The sequence below is a fragment of the Erythrobacteraceae bacterium WH01K genome (genome assembly GCA_027941995.1).
Lineage (GTDB): Bacteria > Pseudomonadota > Alphaproteobacteria > Sphingomonadales > Sphingomonadaceae > CAJXSN01.
Genome location: CP115966.1, coordinates 1,890,420 through 1,906,761, shown reverse-complemented (window position 1 = coordinate 1,906,761; position 16,342 = coordinate 1,890,420). Strand labels below are relative to the sequence as shown.

The following is a 16,342-nucleotide window of genomic DNA, read 5'->3' as shown; positions in this document are numbered from 1 at the left end:
AATGCCGGGCGGGCCCCTTTACGTTTATGATAGAATGGTCGATCAGGCGGCGTTGGACTCTTCGCCATCATCCTCATCGGCCTCGACCACGGAGAGCGACGGCTGCTGGCCATTCACCGCGATCTTCTTCGGCTTCATCGCCTCGGGCACTTCGCGCACCAGGTCGACCGTCAGCAAGCCATCGGCCAGATCGGCGTTTTTCACCCGCACGTAGTCGGCAAGTTCGAAACGGCGCTCGAAACCGCGATTGGCGATGCCGACATGCAGCATTTCACCTTCAGGTGAGTCTTCGCGTTTCCGGCCTATGACCGTCAGCAGGTTCTGCTGGGCGGTGATGTCGAGATCCTGTTCCCGGAAACCGGCGATCGCGAGCGTGATGCGATAATCGTCATGGCCGCGCTTCTCGATGTTGAAGGGGGGGTAATTGTCGCCTCCGCCGGCACGGTTCTGGTTTTCCAGAATGTCGAACAGCCGGTCGAAACCGACGGTGCTGCGGCGATAGGGCGTGAAATCGAAACGGGACATACAAACTCTCCTGTGAGCAATTCGAATGATATGTCGGACCCGCAAGGCGCGGCATCCGTTGTAGAGTGCGGAGCGGCCCGTTATCGGCACCGCTTGCATTACGGTATTTAGGTAAGGGCCCGGCGGTTTCAAGACGACGCCAAGGGTATGAAAAGGAGCGAGAATGGCTGATCCCAAAGTCGATATCTACACCAAGTTCGGATGCGGTTTCTGCGTCCGGGCGAAACGCCTGCTCGACGAAAAGGGCGTGGATTACGAAGAGTTCGACATTACCATGGGCGGGCCGAAGCGCGACGAGATGCTGGCACGCGCCCCCGGGGCGAGAACGGTCCCGCAGATCTTCATCGGCGATACGCATGTGGGCGGCTCCGACGATCTTGCAGCGTTGGAGCGTGAAGGCAGGCTGGACGCCCTTCTGGCAGGCTGATGACCCGCATCGCCATCGCCCAGATGCAGACGGGCATCGACCCGGTCCGGAACGCTGCCGCTCTGGCCGACGCAGCGGGGCAGGCAGCGCAGGGCGGTGCGCAGATGCTGTTCACTCCGGAGATGACCGGACTGCTTGACAGGGACCGGGCCCGGGCGGCGCAGTCTATTTGCACCGAAGAGACCGATCCCGTTCTTGCCGCAGCGCGCGAGGCAGGGGCCGCGAACGATATCTCGATTGCGATTGGATCGCTAGCCCTTCGCGTCGATGAGGGCGGGAAGTGGGTCAATCGCTCATTCGTCATCGACCGGTCGGGCGAAATCATTGCCCGATACGACAAGATGCACATGTTCGATGTCGATCTCGACAGTGGGGAAAGCTGGCGCGAATCCAATGCCTACCGCGCTGGCGCGGCGTCTTGTGTGGTAGATACGGCTCTCGGTACGCTGGGGCTGACCGTGTGCTACGATATCCGGTTCCCGGCCCTGTTCGATGCGCTGGGCCGCGCAGGCTGCGACGCGATTGCGATACCGGCCGCTTTCACGAAGCCGACGGGGAAGGCGCACTGGCACATCCTGCAACGGGCCCGCGCAATCGAGGCGAGCGCCTATGTGGTTGCTGCGGCGCAGGTAGGAAGGCACGAGGATGGCCGCGAGACCTACGGCCATAGCCTCGTGGTGGACCCCTGGGGGGAGGTCCTGCTCGACCTCGGCGGGGAGGGGCCGGGCATCGGTTTCGCGGAAATCGACCCGCAGCGGATCGCCCAGGTCCGGGCGCAGGTTCCCAATCTTGCCAACCGGCGCGATATCCCTAAGTCGATCGCATGATCGTTTACGACCTGGCATGCGACAACGCGCATCGGTTCGAGATATGGTTCCGGTCGAGCGGCGATTTTGCCGACCAGCGGGAGAGGGGGCTTGTCTCCTGCCCCGAATGCGGATCGCAGGCCGTAGCCAAGGCTCCGATGGCTCCCGCCGTGCCCGCAAAGAGCAATACGCTTACGACCGCCGGGAAAACGGAAAGCGGGGGCGATACGGGACTGGAAGGCGGCAAGCTGCCGGAAAAAGTCAGGGCCGCCATGGCCGCGCTTGCAAAGGAGCAGCGCAAAACGATCAAGGACAGCACCTGGGTGGGTGAGGATTTCGCGGCCCTGTCGCGGGAAATGCACTATGGCGAGCGTGACGAGAAGCTGATCCATGGCCGCGCCACGAAGGAAGAAGCGCTCGACCTGATCGAGGAAGGGATCGGCATTGCGCCCTTGCTGGTCCCGGTCGTCCCGCCGGAGGAGGCGAATTAGAAGCCATGCAACAGCGTTGCCAGCGGGGCGAGTCGCCCGTATTGCCGCGTTCGGGTCCCCGTAGCTCAGTTGGATAGAGCATCGGATTCCTAATCCGGGGGCCGGAGGTTCGAATCCTCTCGGGGACACCACCTGCAAGTCGGGAGATAGCGATGACGGACGGCACCCACCCCTGGACGCGGCGGATCAGTCGGGCATCGTTCTTCCTCGCTATCGCGGCAACCATCGTGGCTTTCGGCGGCATGACGCTGGCTCGCTACGACCTGATCGGCAAGATGCCGGGCTTCTTCTCCCTTTTCTACAGCACCCCGGTTGCAGCGCTCGGGGCACTACTTGGACTGGTCGCGCTCTTTCTGAATTGGCGCAGGGGCTGGCCGCATGTGCGGCCCGCACTGCTGGGCCTGATAATCGGCGGTTTCTTCGTCGGAGCGCTCGCCGTGCGGGTCCTGTCGACGAGCGGCTTGCCGGCCATCCACGATGCAACGACCGATCTGGATGATCCGCCAAGCTTCGCCGCGCTTCCCCTTTCGCCCGATAATCTGCGCGGGCTTTCCGGCGAAGATGAATGGCGCCGCTTGCATGCGGAGGCCTATGGCGACCTCGACACCGTGCGTATTGCCGCGCCTCCGGCAGAAGTCATTGCCCGCGCGCAATCGCTCGCCGAGGCGCGTGGCTGGACGATAGCGGACGTCTCTGCCGAAGAAGGCCGCCTGGAAGCCACGGCCTATGCCAGCTGGCTGAAATTCCGCGACGACGTCGTTCTTCGCGTGGTCGAGGATGGCGACGGTTCACTGGTCGATATGCGTTCTGTCAGCAGGGTCGGTATCAGCGATCTGGGCGAGAACGCGAAACGCATCCGCGAATTCCTGGAAGAGCTTCAGGCAGGCTGAGAGGCCGTCCGTATCCCGCGCCACGAAAGCGCGACGATCCCTGCCGACATCACGCCGACCAGAGTGGCGGTCCCCGGCCATCCTGCCCATTCATAGGCTGCGGGCGCCGCCCAGCTTGCAACGCCTGCACCGCAGAACATGAGGATGATGTAGCCCGTCATCAGCCGGGTGCGCACCTCCGGGTCGAGGGACAGGAAGGTCATCCGGCCCGCCACGTCGATTGCCGGTCCGGCCAGGTTCATGATGCTGAGCGGGATCAGCAGCAGCCAGAGACTGTTCCCCAGGGGCCAGAGAAGCGCGATACCGATGGCCTGGCCGACCGCGAGCCAAAACCGCGCACGATAAGGCCCGACCCGGTCCGACCATCGCCCCAGCGCCGGTGTCACGAAGACGCTGACGATCGAAATGGCGGCGAGATACCCGACAGTATCCGTTCCATATCCCATCTCGTCGCTCGTCAGGTGGAAGGCGAGGGCGAGCCATACCGACAGGAAGATGCCGAAATTGAGCGCCTGGATCAGGCCGGAGCGTATGACCAGCGGATATTCGCGCATCAACGTGAGGGTCGAGCCGACAAGAGTAAAATAGGGCGTGCGGTGCGCCGGCTCGGCGCTTGCCCTGCGAGGCTCGAGAAATACGGGCACGGACAGGGTCGTTGCCATCATGATTGCGCCAGCGATCCAGTAGACCATTCGCCATTCGAGATATTCCGCGACGATCCCGGCTCCGACGCGGGCGACCAGGATACCGACGATAATGCCGGCCGTCAGCGTTGCCGTGACGCTGCCCAGCTTGTCCGGCGGCACGCGCTTGGACGCGTAGGACGGTGTCAGATACGGCACGATCGTGAAGAAGCCGAGCAAGGTCGATCCGGCGAGGAACAGGAAGAAGTTTCCGGCGACGGCCATGAGGAACAGTGATCCTGCCTGCGCCGCCGACAAGATCAGCGAAAGGCGGCGTGCGGAAAAGCGGTCGCCCAGCGGTAGGAGAAGGAAGATGCCAAGCGCCAGGGCGATCTGGTTTGCAGCAGGCACGAGGCCGATACTCGCCGCTCCGACACCGAAGTCCGTCCCGATCTCCGCGATGATCGGGTGGATGTAATAGGCATTGGCAACCGTCGCCCCGGTGATCGCCGCGAGCGCGAATTCGCTTCGCCGCGAGAGCCCCTTGGGTCCGGCTTCAACCTTGCCGTTCCTGCCGGGCTGCGTCTGCATGTCACCTGTCATCGGATTGCCGATGAAGGACCTGCGCTGGGAAAGCTAGCCCGCGGTGTTCGGCTCACCCGGTTCCTTGCCCAGGGGTACGCGCTCCTTGAAGGTATGGGTGATGTAGGGGAACGGGATTTCGATGCCCGCATCGTCGAGGCCGCGCTTGATCGCGCGAACGACTTCGTCCGTGGATTCCCACATGTCGCGGGGCTTCGAGCCGGACCACCAGCGCACCTTGAAGTTGACGGAACTGTCGCCGAATTCGTTGGCGAAAACATCGATACCCTTGTTGCTATCGACCGCTTCGCAACCTTCGACCGACGCGCGGATGACCTTTGCCGCCTCGTCGAGATCGGTATCGTAGGAGACGCCTGCCATGATCTCGTGGCGACGCTGCGTTTCATCGGTCAGGATCTCGACCGGGTTCTTGAACAGCATCGAGTTGGGTACCAGCGTGACCTCGCCCGACAGCTTGCGGACATAGGTTTCGCGCAGCGTGATATGCTCGACCTTGCCTTTAATCCCTTCGCATTCGATCACATCGCCGATCCGCATCTTCTCGCGAAGCATGATGAGCACGCCTGCGAGGAAATTCTCGAAGATGTCCTGAAATGCGAAACCGATCGCGACGGCGCCGATGCCGAGACCTGCAATGACACTTGCGGGTGTGAAGCCCGGCATCATCACGACCAGCGCGGCCATCAGGCCGACCAGCCAGATCGCCAGTTTCACCAGAGTGTCGATGAGGTTCTTGAGGCTTGGCCGGATATCGGTCTTGCCCGTCAGCCGGTCGGCGATCTTGGCCGCAAACTTGGCAACTATCCAGGTGATGAACAGCACGACGAGGCCGATGGCCAGATTGGGGAGGGCGGCGATAAGCCCCTCCGCCATGTCGACCAGCGTATCCTGCAATGTGGCAACCGTGTTCACGGTGCGGTCGTAGGTTTCGCCCGGCGCGGTCGGTGTCGTGGTCGTCGTCATGAAAATCCCTGCCCAATTTGTGCGCCGTAACGCATCGATTGACAGGGAGGTTCCGAAATCGGCCTATTTGGCGGCTTCGCCATGCTCCTTGCGCGCAATCTCGTGTAGCCAGTCGGCATGACGCGGTGCTTTCTTCGTCTCGCTCCATTCGTCGAGCATCGGCATGGCGACGCGCTTCAGCTCGTCATACTGATCCTTCGTCCCGATATCGGCGGCCAGTTCTACCCGGTGGCCATTCGGATCGAAGAAATAGATCGACTTGAAGATACCGTGATGGGTCGGGCCGAGGACGTCTATGCCGAGGCTCTCGACATGGGCCTTCGCGGCCAGCAATTCGTCCTCGCTGCCCACCTTGAAGGCGAGATGCTGAACCCATTTCGGCGTATTCTCGTCGCGGCCCATGTCCTTCTGGTTGGGCAGTTCGAAGAAGGCGAGGATGTTGCCGTTCCCCGCGTCGAGAAAGACATGCATGTAGGGGTCGTATTCGCCCGTCGAGGGCACGTGATCCTCGCTGAAAGCGCTGGTATATTCCATGCCGAGGACGTCGCAGTACCATTCGACTGTCTCTTTCGCGTCCTTGCAGCGATAGGCGGCGTGATGGACGCCGCCGAGAGAGATGGGGTGCGCGCTCATTCTGCAGGCTCCTTTTCGTCCACCTTCAAAGAACCGCGATTGATCTGGTCGCGTTCCATGCTTTCGAACAGGGCCTTGAAATTGCCTTCGCCGAAGCCTTCGTCGCCCTTGCGCTGGATGAATTCGAAGAACACCGGTCCGACCTGCGCCTCGGCAAAGATCTGGAGGAGGAGGCGGGGCTGGCCGCCTTCGGTCGTGCCATCCATCAGGATGCCGCGCGTCTGCAGTTCTCCGACCGGTTCGCCGTGATCCGGCAGGCGGCCGTCGAGCATCTCGTAATAGGTAGCGGGCGGCGCGGTCATGAACGGGACGCCGAACTCCTTCAGCCGGTCCCATGCCGTCACGAGGTCGTCGCAGATCAGGGCGATGTGCTGGATGCCTTCGCCGTTGAACTCCTTCAGGAACTCCTCAATCTGGCCTTTGCCGCCTTCGCCTTCCTCGTTGAGCGGAATGCGGATCTTGCCATCGGGCGCGGTCAGTGCCTTCGAGGTCAGGCCGGTATATTCGCCCTTGATGTCGAAGAAGCGGATTTCGCGGAAGTTGAACAGCGTCTCGTAGTAATCGGCCCAGTAGGCCATGCGGCCGTTGTAGACGTTGTGCGTCAGGTGATCGATATGGCTGAAGCCCGCGCCCTCGGGGTGCTTCTCGACCCCCGGCAAATATTCGAAATCGATGTCGTAGATCGACAGGCCGCCCTCGCCTTCGTCGGCATAACGATCGATCAGGTAGACGATCGCGCCGCCAATGCCGCGAATGGCAGGAATGCTCAGTTCCATCGGGCCCGGTTCGTTGGCGACCGGCTCCGCGCCTTTCTCGATCAGGTGTTCGTACGCCTTTGCAGCGTCCTTCACGCGGAAGCCCATGCCGCACGCGCTCGGGCCGTGTTCGCGGGCGAAATACCACGCTGCGCTGCGCGGCTCGTAATTGGCGATGAGGTTGATGTTGCCTTGCCGCCAGAGATGAACGTCCTTGCTCCGGTGGCTCGCAACCTGGGTGAAGCCCATCGCCTGGAAAACAGGTTCCAGAACGCCTTTTTCAGGCGCGCAGAATTCGACGAACTCGAATCCGTCGAGGCCGGCGGGATTTTCGAACAGGTCTGGCATGGGAAGGTCTCTCCGGGCTAATCGCTAATTTGGTTTCAATAGAAACTATATAGGGCAATTTGGGTGCAATTGTAAAGCCCGCCAGGCCCGGCGCGGTTCCGCGGTTGTCGGCAGGCTCCATGCTTGCCAAGGGAGTGCAAAACAGAATGAATGTCTGGAGCAACTTTCATGCAAAACCGCGAAGACCTCGACGAAATCCGCCGCGCCGTCCGTGCGCTGTGCGATGAATTTCCGAACGAGTACTGGAGGGAAAAGGACCGCGAGCGTGCCTACCCTTCCGAATTCGTCGACGCGTTGACGCGCGCAGGTTTCCTCGCTGCGTTGATCCCCGAGGAATATGGCGGCAGCGGCCTGAAACTGGACGCGGCCGCCGTGATCATGGAGGAAATACAGGCTTCGGGTTCCAATGGCGGTGCGGCGCACGCGCAGATGTATGTCATGAACACGCTGCTGCGTTACGGCAGCGACGAACAGAAAGCGCACTACCTGCCGAAAATCGCCGACGGGACGCTCCGCCTGCAGGCTTTCGGGGTCAGCGAGCCGACCAGCGGGACCGATACGCTCTCCCTGCGTACCTTCGCCGAGGCGGATGGCGACGACTATGTCGTCAACGGCCAGAAAATCTGGACCAGCCGGGCCGAGCATTCCGATCTGATGATGCTTCTCGCCCGGACGACACCGAAGGGCGAGTCCGAGAAGAAGACAGAGGGCATCTCCCTGTTCCTGGTCGACATGCAAGCGGCGCAGGCATCGGGCGGGATGACCATCAAGCCGATCAGGACCATGATGAACCATTCGTCCTGCGAGGTGTTCTTCGACGATCTGCGTATCCCCAAATCCGCCTTGATCGGAGAAGAGGGGAAGGGCTTCCGCTACATACTGTCCGGAATGAATGCAGAGCGCGTTCTCATCGCGGCGGAATGCATCGGCGATGCGAAATGGTTCATCGAACGCGCGAGCGATTATGCGAAGGACAGGCAAGTCTTCGGCCGGCCCATCGGCCAGAACCAGGGCATCCAGTTCCCGATTGCGCGCTGCTATGCCCAGATGCGCGCGGCGGAACTGATGGTCCATCATGCGGCGGAGGTCTACGACCAGGGCGGAAATGCCGGGGAAGAAGCCAATATGGCCAAGATGCTGGCATCGGAAGCGAGCTGGGCCGCGGCCGACATGTGCGTCCAGACCTATGGCGGGTTCGGTTTTGCCGAGGAATACGATGTGGAGCGCAAATTCCGCGAGGCGCGGCTTTATACGGTGGCCCCGATCTCGACAAACCTCATCCTCAGCTACCTCTCCGAACACGTGTTGGGGCTGCCGCGCTCCTATTGAAAGCGAATCGTTTGAATCACTTGGTCGCAGAAGGCGAAATTCCGCTTGTAACCGGCTGGTAACTATGATTCTTACGTGGACATGGCGCAGAGCGGGCACAGACTGGTTTCGACACGGCAACAGGCCGTGCAGGGCGTTGCCCTGGTGTCCCTGCTCGTCCTGACCGGGCTGGCTCTATTGGGGCCTAGCGGGCTCCTTGCCTGGGGTGAGCAGGCCAGTCTGCTCGAACAGCGTAAAGCACAGCTCGCTGTGCTCGAAGCGGAGCGTGACGAGCTGAGGGGGCGTGTCGATGCGCTCCATCCGGACCGGGCCGATCCCGACATGGTCGGCGAACTGCTGCGCAAGAACATGCACGTCCTGCACCCCGACGAAATCGTTCTCGAGCTGGAGCCCGAGAGGAAATAACCCGGGCTCGTCCAGACGCATGGGCGTCTGCATTCCTATTCGGAAACATTGCGAAGCCGTAGCGGTCCTGCCAAGGGAACGGTAGAGGGTGCGGTGCGTCGATAGCCGGTACCCGTGCCGCGCACTGCAAGAGGAATGACGAGCTTGGCCAAGCCTTCGAAAGCCCGCAACACACCCGCCGAAACCGCGACCAAGGATGACGAGGACTTCGCGCTTCACAGCCTGCAGGACGATTTCGAGAAGGCGAAGAAGTTTGCCGCCTCCGAAGAGCAGATGCTGGAATTCTACGAGCAGATGCTGCTGATCCGCCGGTTCGAGGAACGCGCAGGACAGCTTTACGGTCTGGGGCTGATCGGCGGTTTTTGCCACCTGTACATCGGCCAGGAAGCGGTTGCCATCGGTCTGCAATCCGCGCTCGACAACGACCGGGACAGCGTCATCACCGGCTACCGCGATCACGGACACATGCTCGCCTACGGCATCGATCCCAATGTCATCATGGCGGAACTGACCGGTCGCCAGGCGGGCATCTCGAAGGGCAAGGGCGGCTCGATGCACATGTTCAGCACCGAGCATAAATTCTATGGCGGCCACGGTATCGTGGGTGCGCAGGTGTCGCTCGGCGGCGGACTGGCGCTCGCCCACAAATATCGGGGCGATGGCGGCATCTGCCTCGCCTATTTCGGAGATGGCGCTGCCAACCAGGGGCAGGTCTACGAAACCTTCAACATGGCCGCGCTGTGGAAGCTGCCGATCGTGTTCGTGGTGGAGGACAACCAGTACGCGATGGGCACGGCAACGAAACGGTCGAGCGCGGAAACGCGGTTCTACCGCCGCGGCACGGCTTTCCGCATCCCGGGAATGGAAGTGAACGGAATGGACGTTCTGGAAGTCCGCGCTGCTGCCGAGGTCGCGTTCAAATATGTTCGCGACGGGAACGGGCCGGTCCTGATGGAACTCAACACCTATCGTTATCGCGGCCACTCCATGTCCGACCCCGCGAAATACCGAACGCGGGAGGAGGTGCAGGACCAGAAGGATCATCATGATCCCATCGACCTGATCAAGAAGACCCTGATCGAAGGCGGCAAGGACGAAGCCGAGCTGAAGGCCATCGACAAAGCCATTCGCGCCCGCGTGTCCGAGGCTGCCGACTTCGCCGAGAATTCGCCAGAGCCGGATGCGTCCGAACTCTATACCGATGTCCTGGTGGAGGAGTACTGAGCATGGCTGTGGAACTGAAAATGCCCGCGCTTTCCCCGACGATGGAGGAAGGAACGCTCGCCAAATGGCTCAAGTCCGAGGGCGATACGATCGAAATCGGTGACATCATCGCCGAGATCGAAACCGACAAGGCGACGATGGAATTCGAAGCCGTCGACGAAGGGACGCTCGGCAAGATCCTGGTCGAGGAAGGCACGGAAAACGTGGCGGTCGGCACCGTCATCGCCATGCTGGCAGGCGACGGCGAAAACGCGAGCGACATGGACGCGCCAGAAGCCGGTTCGGAGGCTGCCGAGGAGCAGGCAAAGGCTGACGTAGAAGGCGAAGGAAAGGATGTTGGCCGCGAGCCCTCCGAAGCCGAGGCGACCAAGTCTGCGAAACAGGAACGTGCCGCTGTTGCCGACCCTGCCGTGCCCGAAGGCACCTCCATGACTTCCACCAGCGTTCGCGAAGCCCTTCGCGATGCCATGGCCGAGGAAATGCGCCGGGACGACCGGGTCTTCGTGATGGGCGAGGAAGTCGCCGAGTATCAGGGTGCCTACAAGGTTACCCAAGGCCTGTTGGACGAATTCGGTGACAAGCGGGTGATCGATACGCCGATTACCGAATACGGCTTTGCCGGCATCGGCACCGGCGCGGCGATGGGCGGCCTGCGCCCGGTCGTGGAATTCATGACCTTCAACTTCGCGATGCAGGCGATCGACCACATCGTGAACTCTGCGGCCAAGACGAATTACATGTCGGGCGGACAGATGCGCTGTCCCGTCGTGTTCCGGGGGCCGAATGCCGCCGCCAGCCGGGTGGGGGCGCAGCACAGCCAGAATTACGGCCCGTGGTATGCCAGCGTGCCCGGCCTGATTGTGATCGCACCATACGATTCAGCGGACGCCAAGGGCCTGTTGAAAGCCGCAATCCGGACGGAAGACCCCGTCGTATTCCTCGAAAACGAACTGGTTTATGGTCGCAGCTTCGATGTGCCCGACATGGACGACTGGGTTCTGCCCATCGGCCAGGCTCGCATTATGCGCGAGGGTAGCGATGTCACGATCGTTGCCTATTCGATTGCCGTCGGGCTTGCTCTGGAAGCGGCCGAGCAGCTTGCCGGAGAGGGGATCGATGCAGAAGTCATCGATCTTCGCACGCTGCGCCCCCTCGACAAGAGGACCGTCCTCGAAAGCCTCAAGAAAACGAACCGCTTGGTCGTCGCCGAGGAAGGCTGGCGGACTTGCTCCATCGCGTCGGAAATCATCGCGATCTGCATGGAGGAGGGCTTCGACGACCTCGACGCTCCGGTCCTGCGGGTCACGGACGAAGACGTGCCGCTGCCCTATGCTGCCAATCTGGAGAAGCTCGCGATTCTCGACAGTGACCGGATCGTGAAGGCCGTGAAGAAGGTTTGTTACGTGGATTAGGCGACGATGCTGACGTGGCGATCAGTCATCGTCGTCATCGACTGCATTGGGATTGGGACCGCTGCGACAATTCGGCACGCCATCGCAGCTTCCTCCGGGCTGATCTCCGCCCCAATTGATGCCGTTGCCGTTGCCGTTGCCGTTGCCGTTACCGCCGCCGTTGCCATTGCCGCAGCCGTTGACGTTTCCTTGGCCACCGCCATTACCCTGGCCACAACCATTGCCATTGCCATTGCCATTGCCATTGCCATTGCCTCCGGTTCCCGGCCCATCGACCTGCCCCGGTTCGTTGATCATCGTACCGTCGCCGGGATTGCCTTCGAGATCCTCGTAGGTATCGCAATCTGCAACATCGGTGGGCGCATAATCGTCCCGCTGGTAAATCTTCGACAAATCCCTGTCTGCACGGACCGTAAAGGCCGAATAGGCATGCATGGTATGCGTACCGATGAAGCTCGCGGAGATCAGGGGCTGGTAGTCATAGGCGACTTCGACGAACATGACCGGCTGGCCGGATAACGCGCTGACTTTTCGCCCTTTGGGTCCCATGCCCTTGATAGTGGAAGAGGGCCCGCCAGCCTCACCATAGGTCGAATACCAACCAAGTCTTCCCATGCATCGCTGCCAGTGCAACCATTGCTTCTTGGTCGCCTGATCTTGTTCAAGGCTAGAAATGATCACCCGGCCATGTTCAAACAGGTCCAGCGCTTTAAGCTGGATATCACCACCTATCATCAGGTCGCGGATGTCGTCTTCATAAATCTTTCGCTGATCGATGGTGCTCGTATCTCCGATTCGCGACGCGTTATCGGCGATATGCGCGGCGGCTTGCTGCACCCGCATGTGCATCACAGTATAATACGCGGTTTCAAGACCCAGAAGCCCGACACCCATAATCAAGGGGAGAACGAGGGCGAATTCGGTGAGCGCCGCAGCTTTACGGTCCCATAGAAGACCGCTGAGAAGACGAGTTAGTTTTCTCATGAGCAATTTTCCGTGGAGGGTCTTATTTCGCGCAGCTCAAAAGGTTGATTGCGCATCACCGTGACACCGACTGCTGTAACTTTTTCGGGCAAAGCGATCATGCGTGCCAGCGGAAAAACACGATCATACGTTATTCTGGCTTCGTAAACGACAGCATCCTGAGCGCCGCCTCCCCCGGCAGTACCCCGGTCGCCGTCGTGAACTCCATTACCGTTCGAATCTTCAAACACTTCGCCGTCATTGCAAATGCCGTCGCCATTCTCATCGACGAAGTCTTCCGGGTTCCAGACGTCTGAAAAATTATTGTAGGATGTCCGCGAAAATTCGATGTCAGGATCGGAAATTAGAGAACCAACCTGGGTTTTTACGTCATTGTCAATCTTGTCATAATCACTGGCTTCGATCGAACCATCGCGCCCGGCCTTCTGCATGGCGCCTTGAAGGACGGCATCAAGGTACAGATTGAAGGCTAGATCAAATATACCCATTAGGACTAGCAGCAAAACCGGCGACACCATCGCGAATTCGACGATGGTGGCTCCGTTCTTATCGGATCGTAATTTGTCCAGATGACTATTGACGCTCATTTGCTGATCCTGAGATCGCCCATGGACCTGGCGATTGCGTCGAAAGCCTCATCGAGCTGCGCAGCATTGTCCGCTTCGAAATAGCGGCCGTCACCTGCGCATTCGACCATCGCCGGATTTATGTTTGTACCGAACGCAATGATCCAGACGATCGTATTTTTCTTTTTGATCGCGGAGCATGCAAACTTGAAACGTTCCTCCACCGTTTCAACAAGTGACATCGAAGACGTGTCCGGATCCCACCGCCTCTTGTCGAGCGGTTCGACCCCATAGGGGCCATATGCCACGTCAAAGGGTTCCGTCTGGCCATCGGTCAGAAAAATCAGGTGCCGCTTGGTCGGCTTGTTGTTCGATTCGTCCGCGTTTTCCGTGGCGAAAAGACCATCCGGGCTCAGCAGGCGGGCGCCCCAGATCATTCCGATGTCGTGATAGGTGGCGCCCTTCGGCTTCAGTGTCGCAAGGTAGGTCTCGATCTCGGTCTTGGTCATTTCAGCCAGGTTCTGCACAGGCTCCGGACATTCGGACATCCACCAGTAACCCGTGCGCGAGAAAGTTTTGCTGGTGCGCACGTCGTCGGGCGTAAAGGATCCCCCACTGCCACCGGTAAGCGACCGCGCATAGACGAGGTCCGGCCGCCGCGGCCCCCACTGGGTCCCGGCGGTGCCGTCGGGAACATGGTCGATATCCAAATCCAGCGCACGCGTCAGGTCGACGGAGGCATAGTCGCTGATCTGATAGGTCGGGAGTTCTTCCATGCAGCCAAGCGTGTTCGTCCGCCAGTCCGCAACATTTTTGTTCAGCTGGTTATAGAGGAAAAAATTCTTGGTATTTTCCGATGGGTCCGTGACACGGTCGAAGAAGTGAACGTATTCGTCGAATGTCTGGCTTTCGACCGTGCAGGTCTCTCCGTTCAGGGTCGTTCGATACAGCGTTCCGTTCTCATACCGCTGCATTTCATCGATCTCGCGCGTTCCCGCAGGCGGGCCGGCAAACGGTTCGCTGGATTGTCCAAGCAGCGTGTCCGTTTTTGTGAAGGAGTTCGCAGGCTGGCTACCCTCGCAGGCCCAGCGCTCGGGCGTGTAGGAACCGTTCCCCTCATCCTGGCCACTGGTTGGCGGGGCTTGCACAGCAGGGTAGTATGTTGCGTCATAGGTACTTTCGACCTGCCAGTCGCTTCTGGAGCCCGATACGTAAGCCCAGTTCGTATTATATGTCCGCGTGCCCGGTGTGGTTTCGCTGCCGTCCTGTTTTCGGCTTTGATACTGCCAGGTGTTCGCAACCCACTGGTTTTCGAGAAGGTGACCAGCATTTACGTTGGTCGCGTAGGGGACGAACCCGTAACGGATGCGCGTATCGGGCGCTTTCGCCTCCTCGAGGTTTCCGGCGAACGCGGTGATCACTGTGCGCATGGAATCGATGCGCGACAGCGTATCCCCTGAATTCGTGTGCCGCATCGACCCGGTCGTATCGAGCACCATCATGATGTCGAGATTGGTGAAGTTCATGCGCGATCCGCACGAGACGGAGATCGGGATATTGTTCTTGCCGAAAAGCCCCATGACGGCAGTGGGCAAGTTCGCGCTGGCCGCACCGGTGATCGCGAAGTCTTCTTCCAGCGTCATGACGAAGGACAGCTCCGTCGTATCGTACCGCCCTTCAGGGAAGTTGAGGTCGAAGAAACTCTTCCCCGTTTGCCGCACGAGGCCGAGAACTTGCGCGCTGGGCGGAAGGTCCGAGCCCAAGCGCTTCCGGGCAGCCAGCGTCCCGGCGTCGCAGGCCTGCTGAAGACGGCTTTGCGCGACATAGCCGCGGCCGATATCGACCGCACTGCCGACCATTGCGACAAGCGGAGCTGTCGCTGCAGCCACGATGGCGAGCGTATTGCCTGAACGATCCCGCAGCAGGCGGGAAAGGAGAGGTTTGGAGGAGGCTGCCGGTTTCATCACAGGATGCCCGTAACCTGCCCCTCGTAAGCGTTTCCCTTACGGACAGGGTTAATTCCTTAGGAGATTGGAGGCGTATCGGGAAAACCTGAAAATTCAGTCGGGGTACGGGGCCAGGCCAGAATTTCTAAGCGGAACCCGGTTAAAATTTGGAATCGATTGGGAATTCGCGGGAAGTCGCTGGATATGGGCTGATTGCGAAGTACCGGGCGATAGCGGTTGACAGGCACGGCGAGAGGTAACGAATGGCGGCGATGGATACTCTGGACCTTCAGAAAATTCTGCCGGCGATGAAGCTCGCAGCGAGCTCCGCGACCGGTCAGGACAGGCGCTTCTTTCATGCGCTGTTCCTGCTCGATGCACGTCTGGACCGCGCGGTGAGGGAAGCGAGCGAGCCGATCATCGCGCAGGTCAAACTGGCCTGGTGGCGCGACAGGTTCGCGGAAAAGCCGGAGAACTGGCCGAACGGAGAGCCGCTGCTCGAAGAACTGGCGAACTGGGATGGTGAAGCTGCCGGGCTGGGCGCGCTCGTCGATGGCTGGGAGGTGCTTGCTACCGGACAGTCATTGTCTGCAAGCGACATCGAAGGCTTCCTTGGTGGACGCTCTGCTGCCTGGCTGGCGCTTGCCCGGGTGTTGCAGCCGGATATCGACGACAGATTGGGGGGCAGGGTCGACGATGCCGCGCGCTTCTTTGCCTTGGCGGACCTGAAGGAACGCGGCGTGCCAGTACCCGATGCCAGTTCGTCGATGCCCGGGTCCTTGCCCCGGCTTCCCCGGCGGCTTCGGCCCTTTTCCGTTCTCGCCGCTCTCGGGCAGAGGGCTCTTCGCAAGGATCGCCCGATTCTCGATGGATTTCCGGCTCTTGCGCTTGCCATGCGGCATGGCCTAGTCGGGCGGTGAGGACAGGGAACAGGGGACGCGATGGATCGAATGATATTGGGCGCGGTGCTGGCCTTGATGCTGGCCAGCGTCGGGATGTTCTGGTGGCAGGGCAGGGCCCAGGTGGAGGAAGCGGCACCTCCTCCCGAACCGGCTCCTGAAGCCACGGAAACGCCGGCTGAGCCCGAACTGCCCGAAGTCGATCCGGGCGAGATGCGCGGTCCTACCCCTCCGGAGGCTACGCAGCTGAGCCGCGAACAACGGCGGTTCTTTCGCTACGACCGCAACCGCGATCTCGCGATTACGCGGGCCGAAATGCTGTCCACAAGGACGAGCGCCTTCAGGAAACTCGACAAGGACGGCAACAACCTGCTGACCTTCGAGGAATGGGCCGTATCGACCGCGACGAAGTTCGACGGGGCCGATGCCGATGGAGACCGCAAGCTGACGCAGGCCGAATTCGCCACGACAGCGCCCAAGCCCAGGAAAAAACCGGCTTGCCGGTGCTGAATC

18 protein-coding genes and 1 tRNA gene are annotated in these 16,342 nt (G+C 60.7%); 11 read left to right on the top strand and 8 right to left on the bottom strand.

Features of this window, described 5'->3' with window-relative positions; genetic code table 11:
- Positions 1–42: 42 nt before the first annotated feature.
- Positions 43–525 (bottom strand): Hsp20 family protein, encoded by a 483-nt coding sequence (locus tag PF049_09390; GenBank protein WBY15811.1) that lies wholly within the window; start codon positions 523–525, stop codon positions 43–45.
- Positions 526–688: 163 nt separating this feature from the next.
- On the opposite strand from PF049_09390, the gene grxC reads away from it, so the two are divergent.
- The 5 genes from grxC to PF049_09365 all read left to right on the top strand — a co-directional run bounded on the left by grxC (position 689) and on the right by PF049_09365 (position 3,139).
- Positions 689–952 carry a glutaredoxin 3 gene (grxC, locus tag PF049_09385; GenBank protein ID WBY15810.1) on the top strand — a complete coding sequence of 88 codons (264 nt, stop codon included), beginning with the start codon at positions 689–691 and terminating at the stop codon, positions 950–952.
- Entirely contained in the window at positions 952–1,779 is an 828-nt protein-coding gene (locus PF049_09380; protein WBY15809.1) for a carbon-nitrogen hydrolase family protein, read from the top strand. Before grxC ends, PF049_09380 begins: the two co-directional genes overlap by 1 nt.
- The gene (locus PF049_09375; GenBank protein WBY15808.1) at positions 1,776–2,249 is read left to right on the top strand and encodes a DUF1178 family protein; all 474 of its coding nucleotides are present in this window, start codon (positions 1,776–1,778) and stop codon (positions 2,247–2,249) included. The genes PF049_09380 and PF049_09375 overlap by 4 nt, the downstream gene beginning before the upstream one ends.
- A gap of 54 nt (positions 2,250–2,303) precedes the next feature.
- Positions 2,304–2,380 (top strand) — tRNA-Arg (locus PF049_09370).
- 21 nt (positions 2,381–2,401) lie between these two features.
- Positions 2,402–3,139, top strand: a complete 738-nt coding sequence (locus PF049_09365) for a DUF1499 domain-containing protein (protein WBY15807.1) — start codon at positions 2,402–2,404, stop codon at positions 3,137–3,139.
- Here PF049_09365 and PF049_09360 read toward each other — a convergent pair.
- The 4 genes from PF049_09360 to hppD form a co-directional block, all read right to left on the bottom strand.
- Complete coding sequence (locus PF049_09360; GenBank protein WBY15806.1) at positions 3,127–4,365, bottom strand: MFS transporter; 1,239 nt, start codon at positions 4,363–4,365, stop codon at positions 3,127–3,129. The two genes, PF049_09365 and PF049_09360, sit on opposite strands and share 13 nt — an antisense overlap.
- Positions 4,366–4,398: 33 nt before the next feature.
- Positions 4,399–5,328, bottom strand: a complete 930-nt coding sequence (locus PF049_09355; protein ID WBY15805.1) for a mechanosensitive ion channel — start codon at positions 5,326–5,328, stop codon at positions 4,399–4,401.
- Positions 5,329–5,391: 63 nt separating this feature from the next.
- Positions 5,392–5,961, bottom strand: a complete 570-nt coding sequence (locus PF049_09350) for a VOC family protein (protein WBY15804.1) — start codon at positions 5,959–5,961, stop codon at positions 5,392–5,394.
- Positions 5,958–7,064, bottom strand: a complete 1,107-nt coding sequence (gene hppD, locus PF049_09345; GenBank protein WBY15803.1) for a 4-hydroxyphenylpyruvate dioxygenase — start codon at positions 7,062–7,064, stop codon at positions 5,958–5,960. The genes PF049_09350 and hppD overlap by 4 nt, the downstream gene beginning before the upstream one ends.
- Positions 7,065–7,232: 168 nt before the next feature.
- On the opposite strand from hppD, the gene PF049_09340 reads away from it, so the two are divergent.
- The 4 genes from PF049_09340 (at position 7,233) to PF049_09325 (ending at position 11,434) form a co-directional block, all read left to right on the top strand.
- Complete coding sequence (locus PF049_09340) at positions 7,233–8,393, top strand: acyl-CoA/acyl-ACP dehydrogenase (protein WBY15802.1); 1,161 nt, start codon at positions 7,233–7,235, stop codon at positions 8,391–8,393.
- A gap of 81 nt (positions 8,394–8,474) precedes the next feature.
- Positions 8,475–8,798 carry a septum formation initiator gene (locus PF049_09335; protein ID WBY15801.1) on the top strand — a complete coding sequence of 108 codons (324 nt, stop codon included), beginning with the start codon at positions 8,475–8,477 and terminating at the stop codon, positions 8,796–8,798.
- Between the two features lie 144 nt (positions 8,799–8,942).
- Positions 8,943–10,022: a pyruvate dehydrogenase (acetyl-transferring) E1 component subunit alpha gene (gene pdhA, locus PF049_09330; protein WBY15800.1), complete on the top strand. Its 1,080-nt coding sequence runs from the start codon at positions 8,943–8,945 to the stop codon at positions 10,020–10,022.
- Between the two features lie 2 nt (positions 10,023–10,024).
- Positions 10,025–11,434, top strand: a complete 1,410-nt coding sequence (locus PF049_09325) for a pyruvate dehydrogenase complex E1 component subunit beta (protein WBY15799.1) — start codon at positions 10,025–10,027, stop codon at positions 11,432–11,434.
- Between the two features lie 21 nt (positions 11,435–11,455).
- Here the strand turns inward: PF049_09325 and PF049_09320 are convergent, their stop codons facing one another.
- From PF049_09320 to PF049_09310, 3 genes are read right to left on the bottom strand one after another with little or no spacing between them, the layout of a single operon-like run.
- Entirely contained in the window at positions 11,456–12,418 is a 963-nt protein-coding gene (locus PF049_09320; GenBank protein WBY15798.1) for a pilus assembly protein, read from the bottom strand.
- Positions 12,415–13,005, bottom strand: coding sequence for a TadE/TadG family type IV pilus assembly protein (locus PF049_09315; protein WBY15797.1), 591 nt, complete (start codon positions 13,003–13,005; stop codon positions 12,415–12,417). Before PF049_09315 ends, PF049_09320 begins: the two co-directional genes overlap by 4 nt.
- On the bottom strand, positions 13,002–14,948 hold the full coding sequence (locus tag PF049_09310; protein ID WBY15796.1) for a pilus assembly protein TadG-related protein: 1,947 nt from the start codon (positions 14,946–14,948) through the stop codon (positions 13,002–13,004). Before PF049_09310 ends, PF049_09315 begins: the two co-directional genes overlap by 4 nt.
- A gap of 254 nt (positions 14,949–15,202) precedes the next feature.
- Between PF049_09310 and PF049_09305 the strand changes: the two genes are divergently transcribed.
- Together PF049_09305 and PF049_09300 are read left to right on the top strand one after the other, a co-directional pair.
- The gene (locus PF049_09305; GenBank protein ID WBY15795.1) at positions 15,203–15,850 is read left to right on the top strand and encodes a hypothetical protein; all 648 of its coding nucleotides are present in this window, start codon (positions 15,203–15,205) and stop codon (positions 15,848–15,850) included.
- 21 nt (positions 15,851–15,871) lie between these two features.
- Positions 15,872–16,339: an EF-hand domain-containing protein gene (locus tag PF049_09300; GenBank protein WBY15794.1), complete on the top strand. Its 468-nt coding sequence runs from the start codon at positions 15,872–15,874 to the stop codon at positions 16,337–16,339.
- The last annotated feature ends 3 nt before the right edge of the window (positions 16,340–16,342 follow it).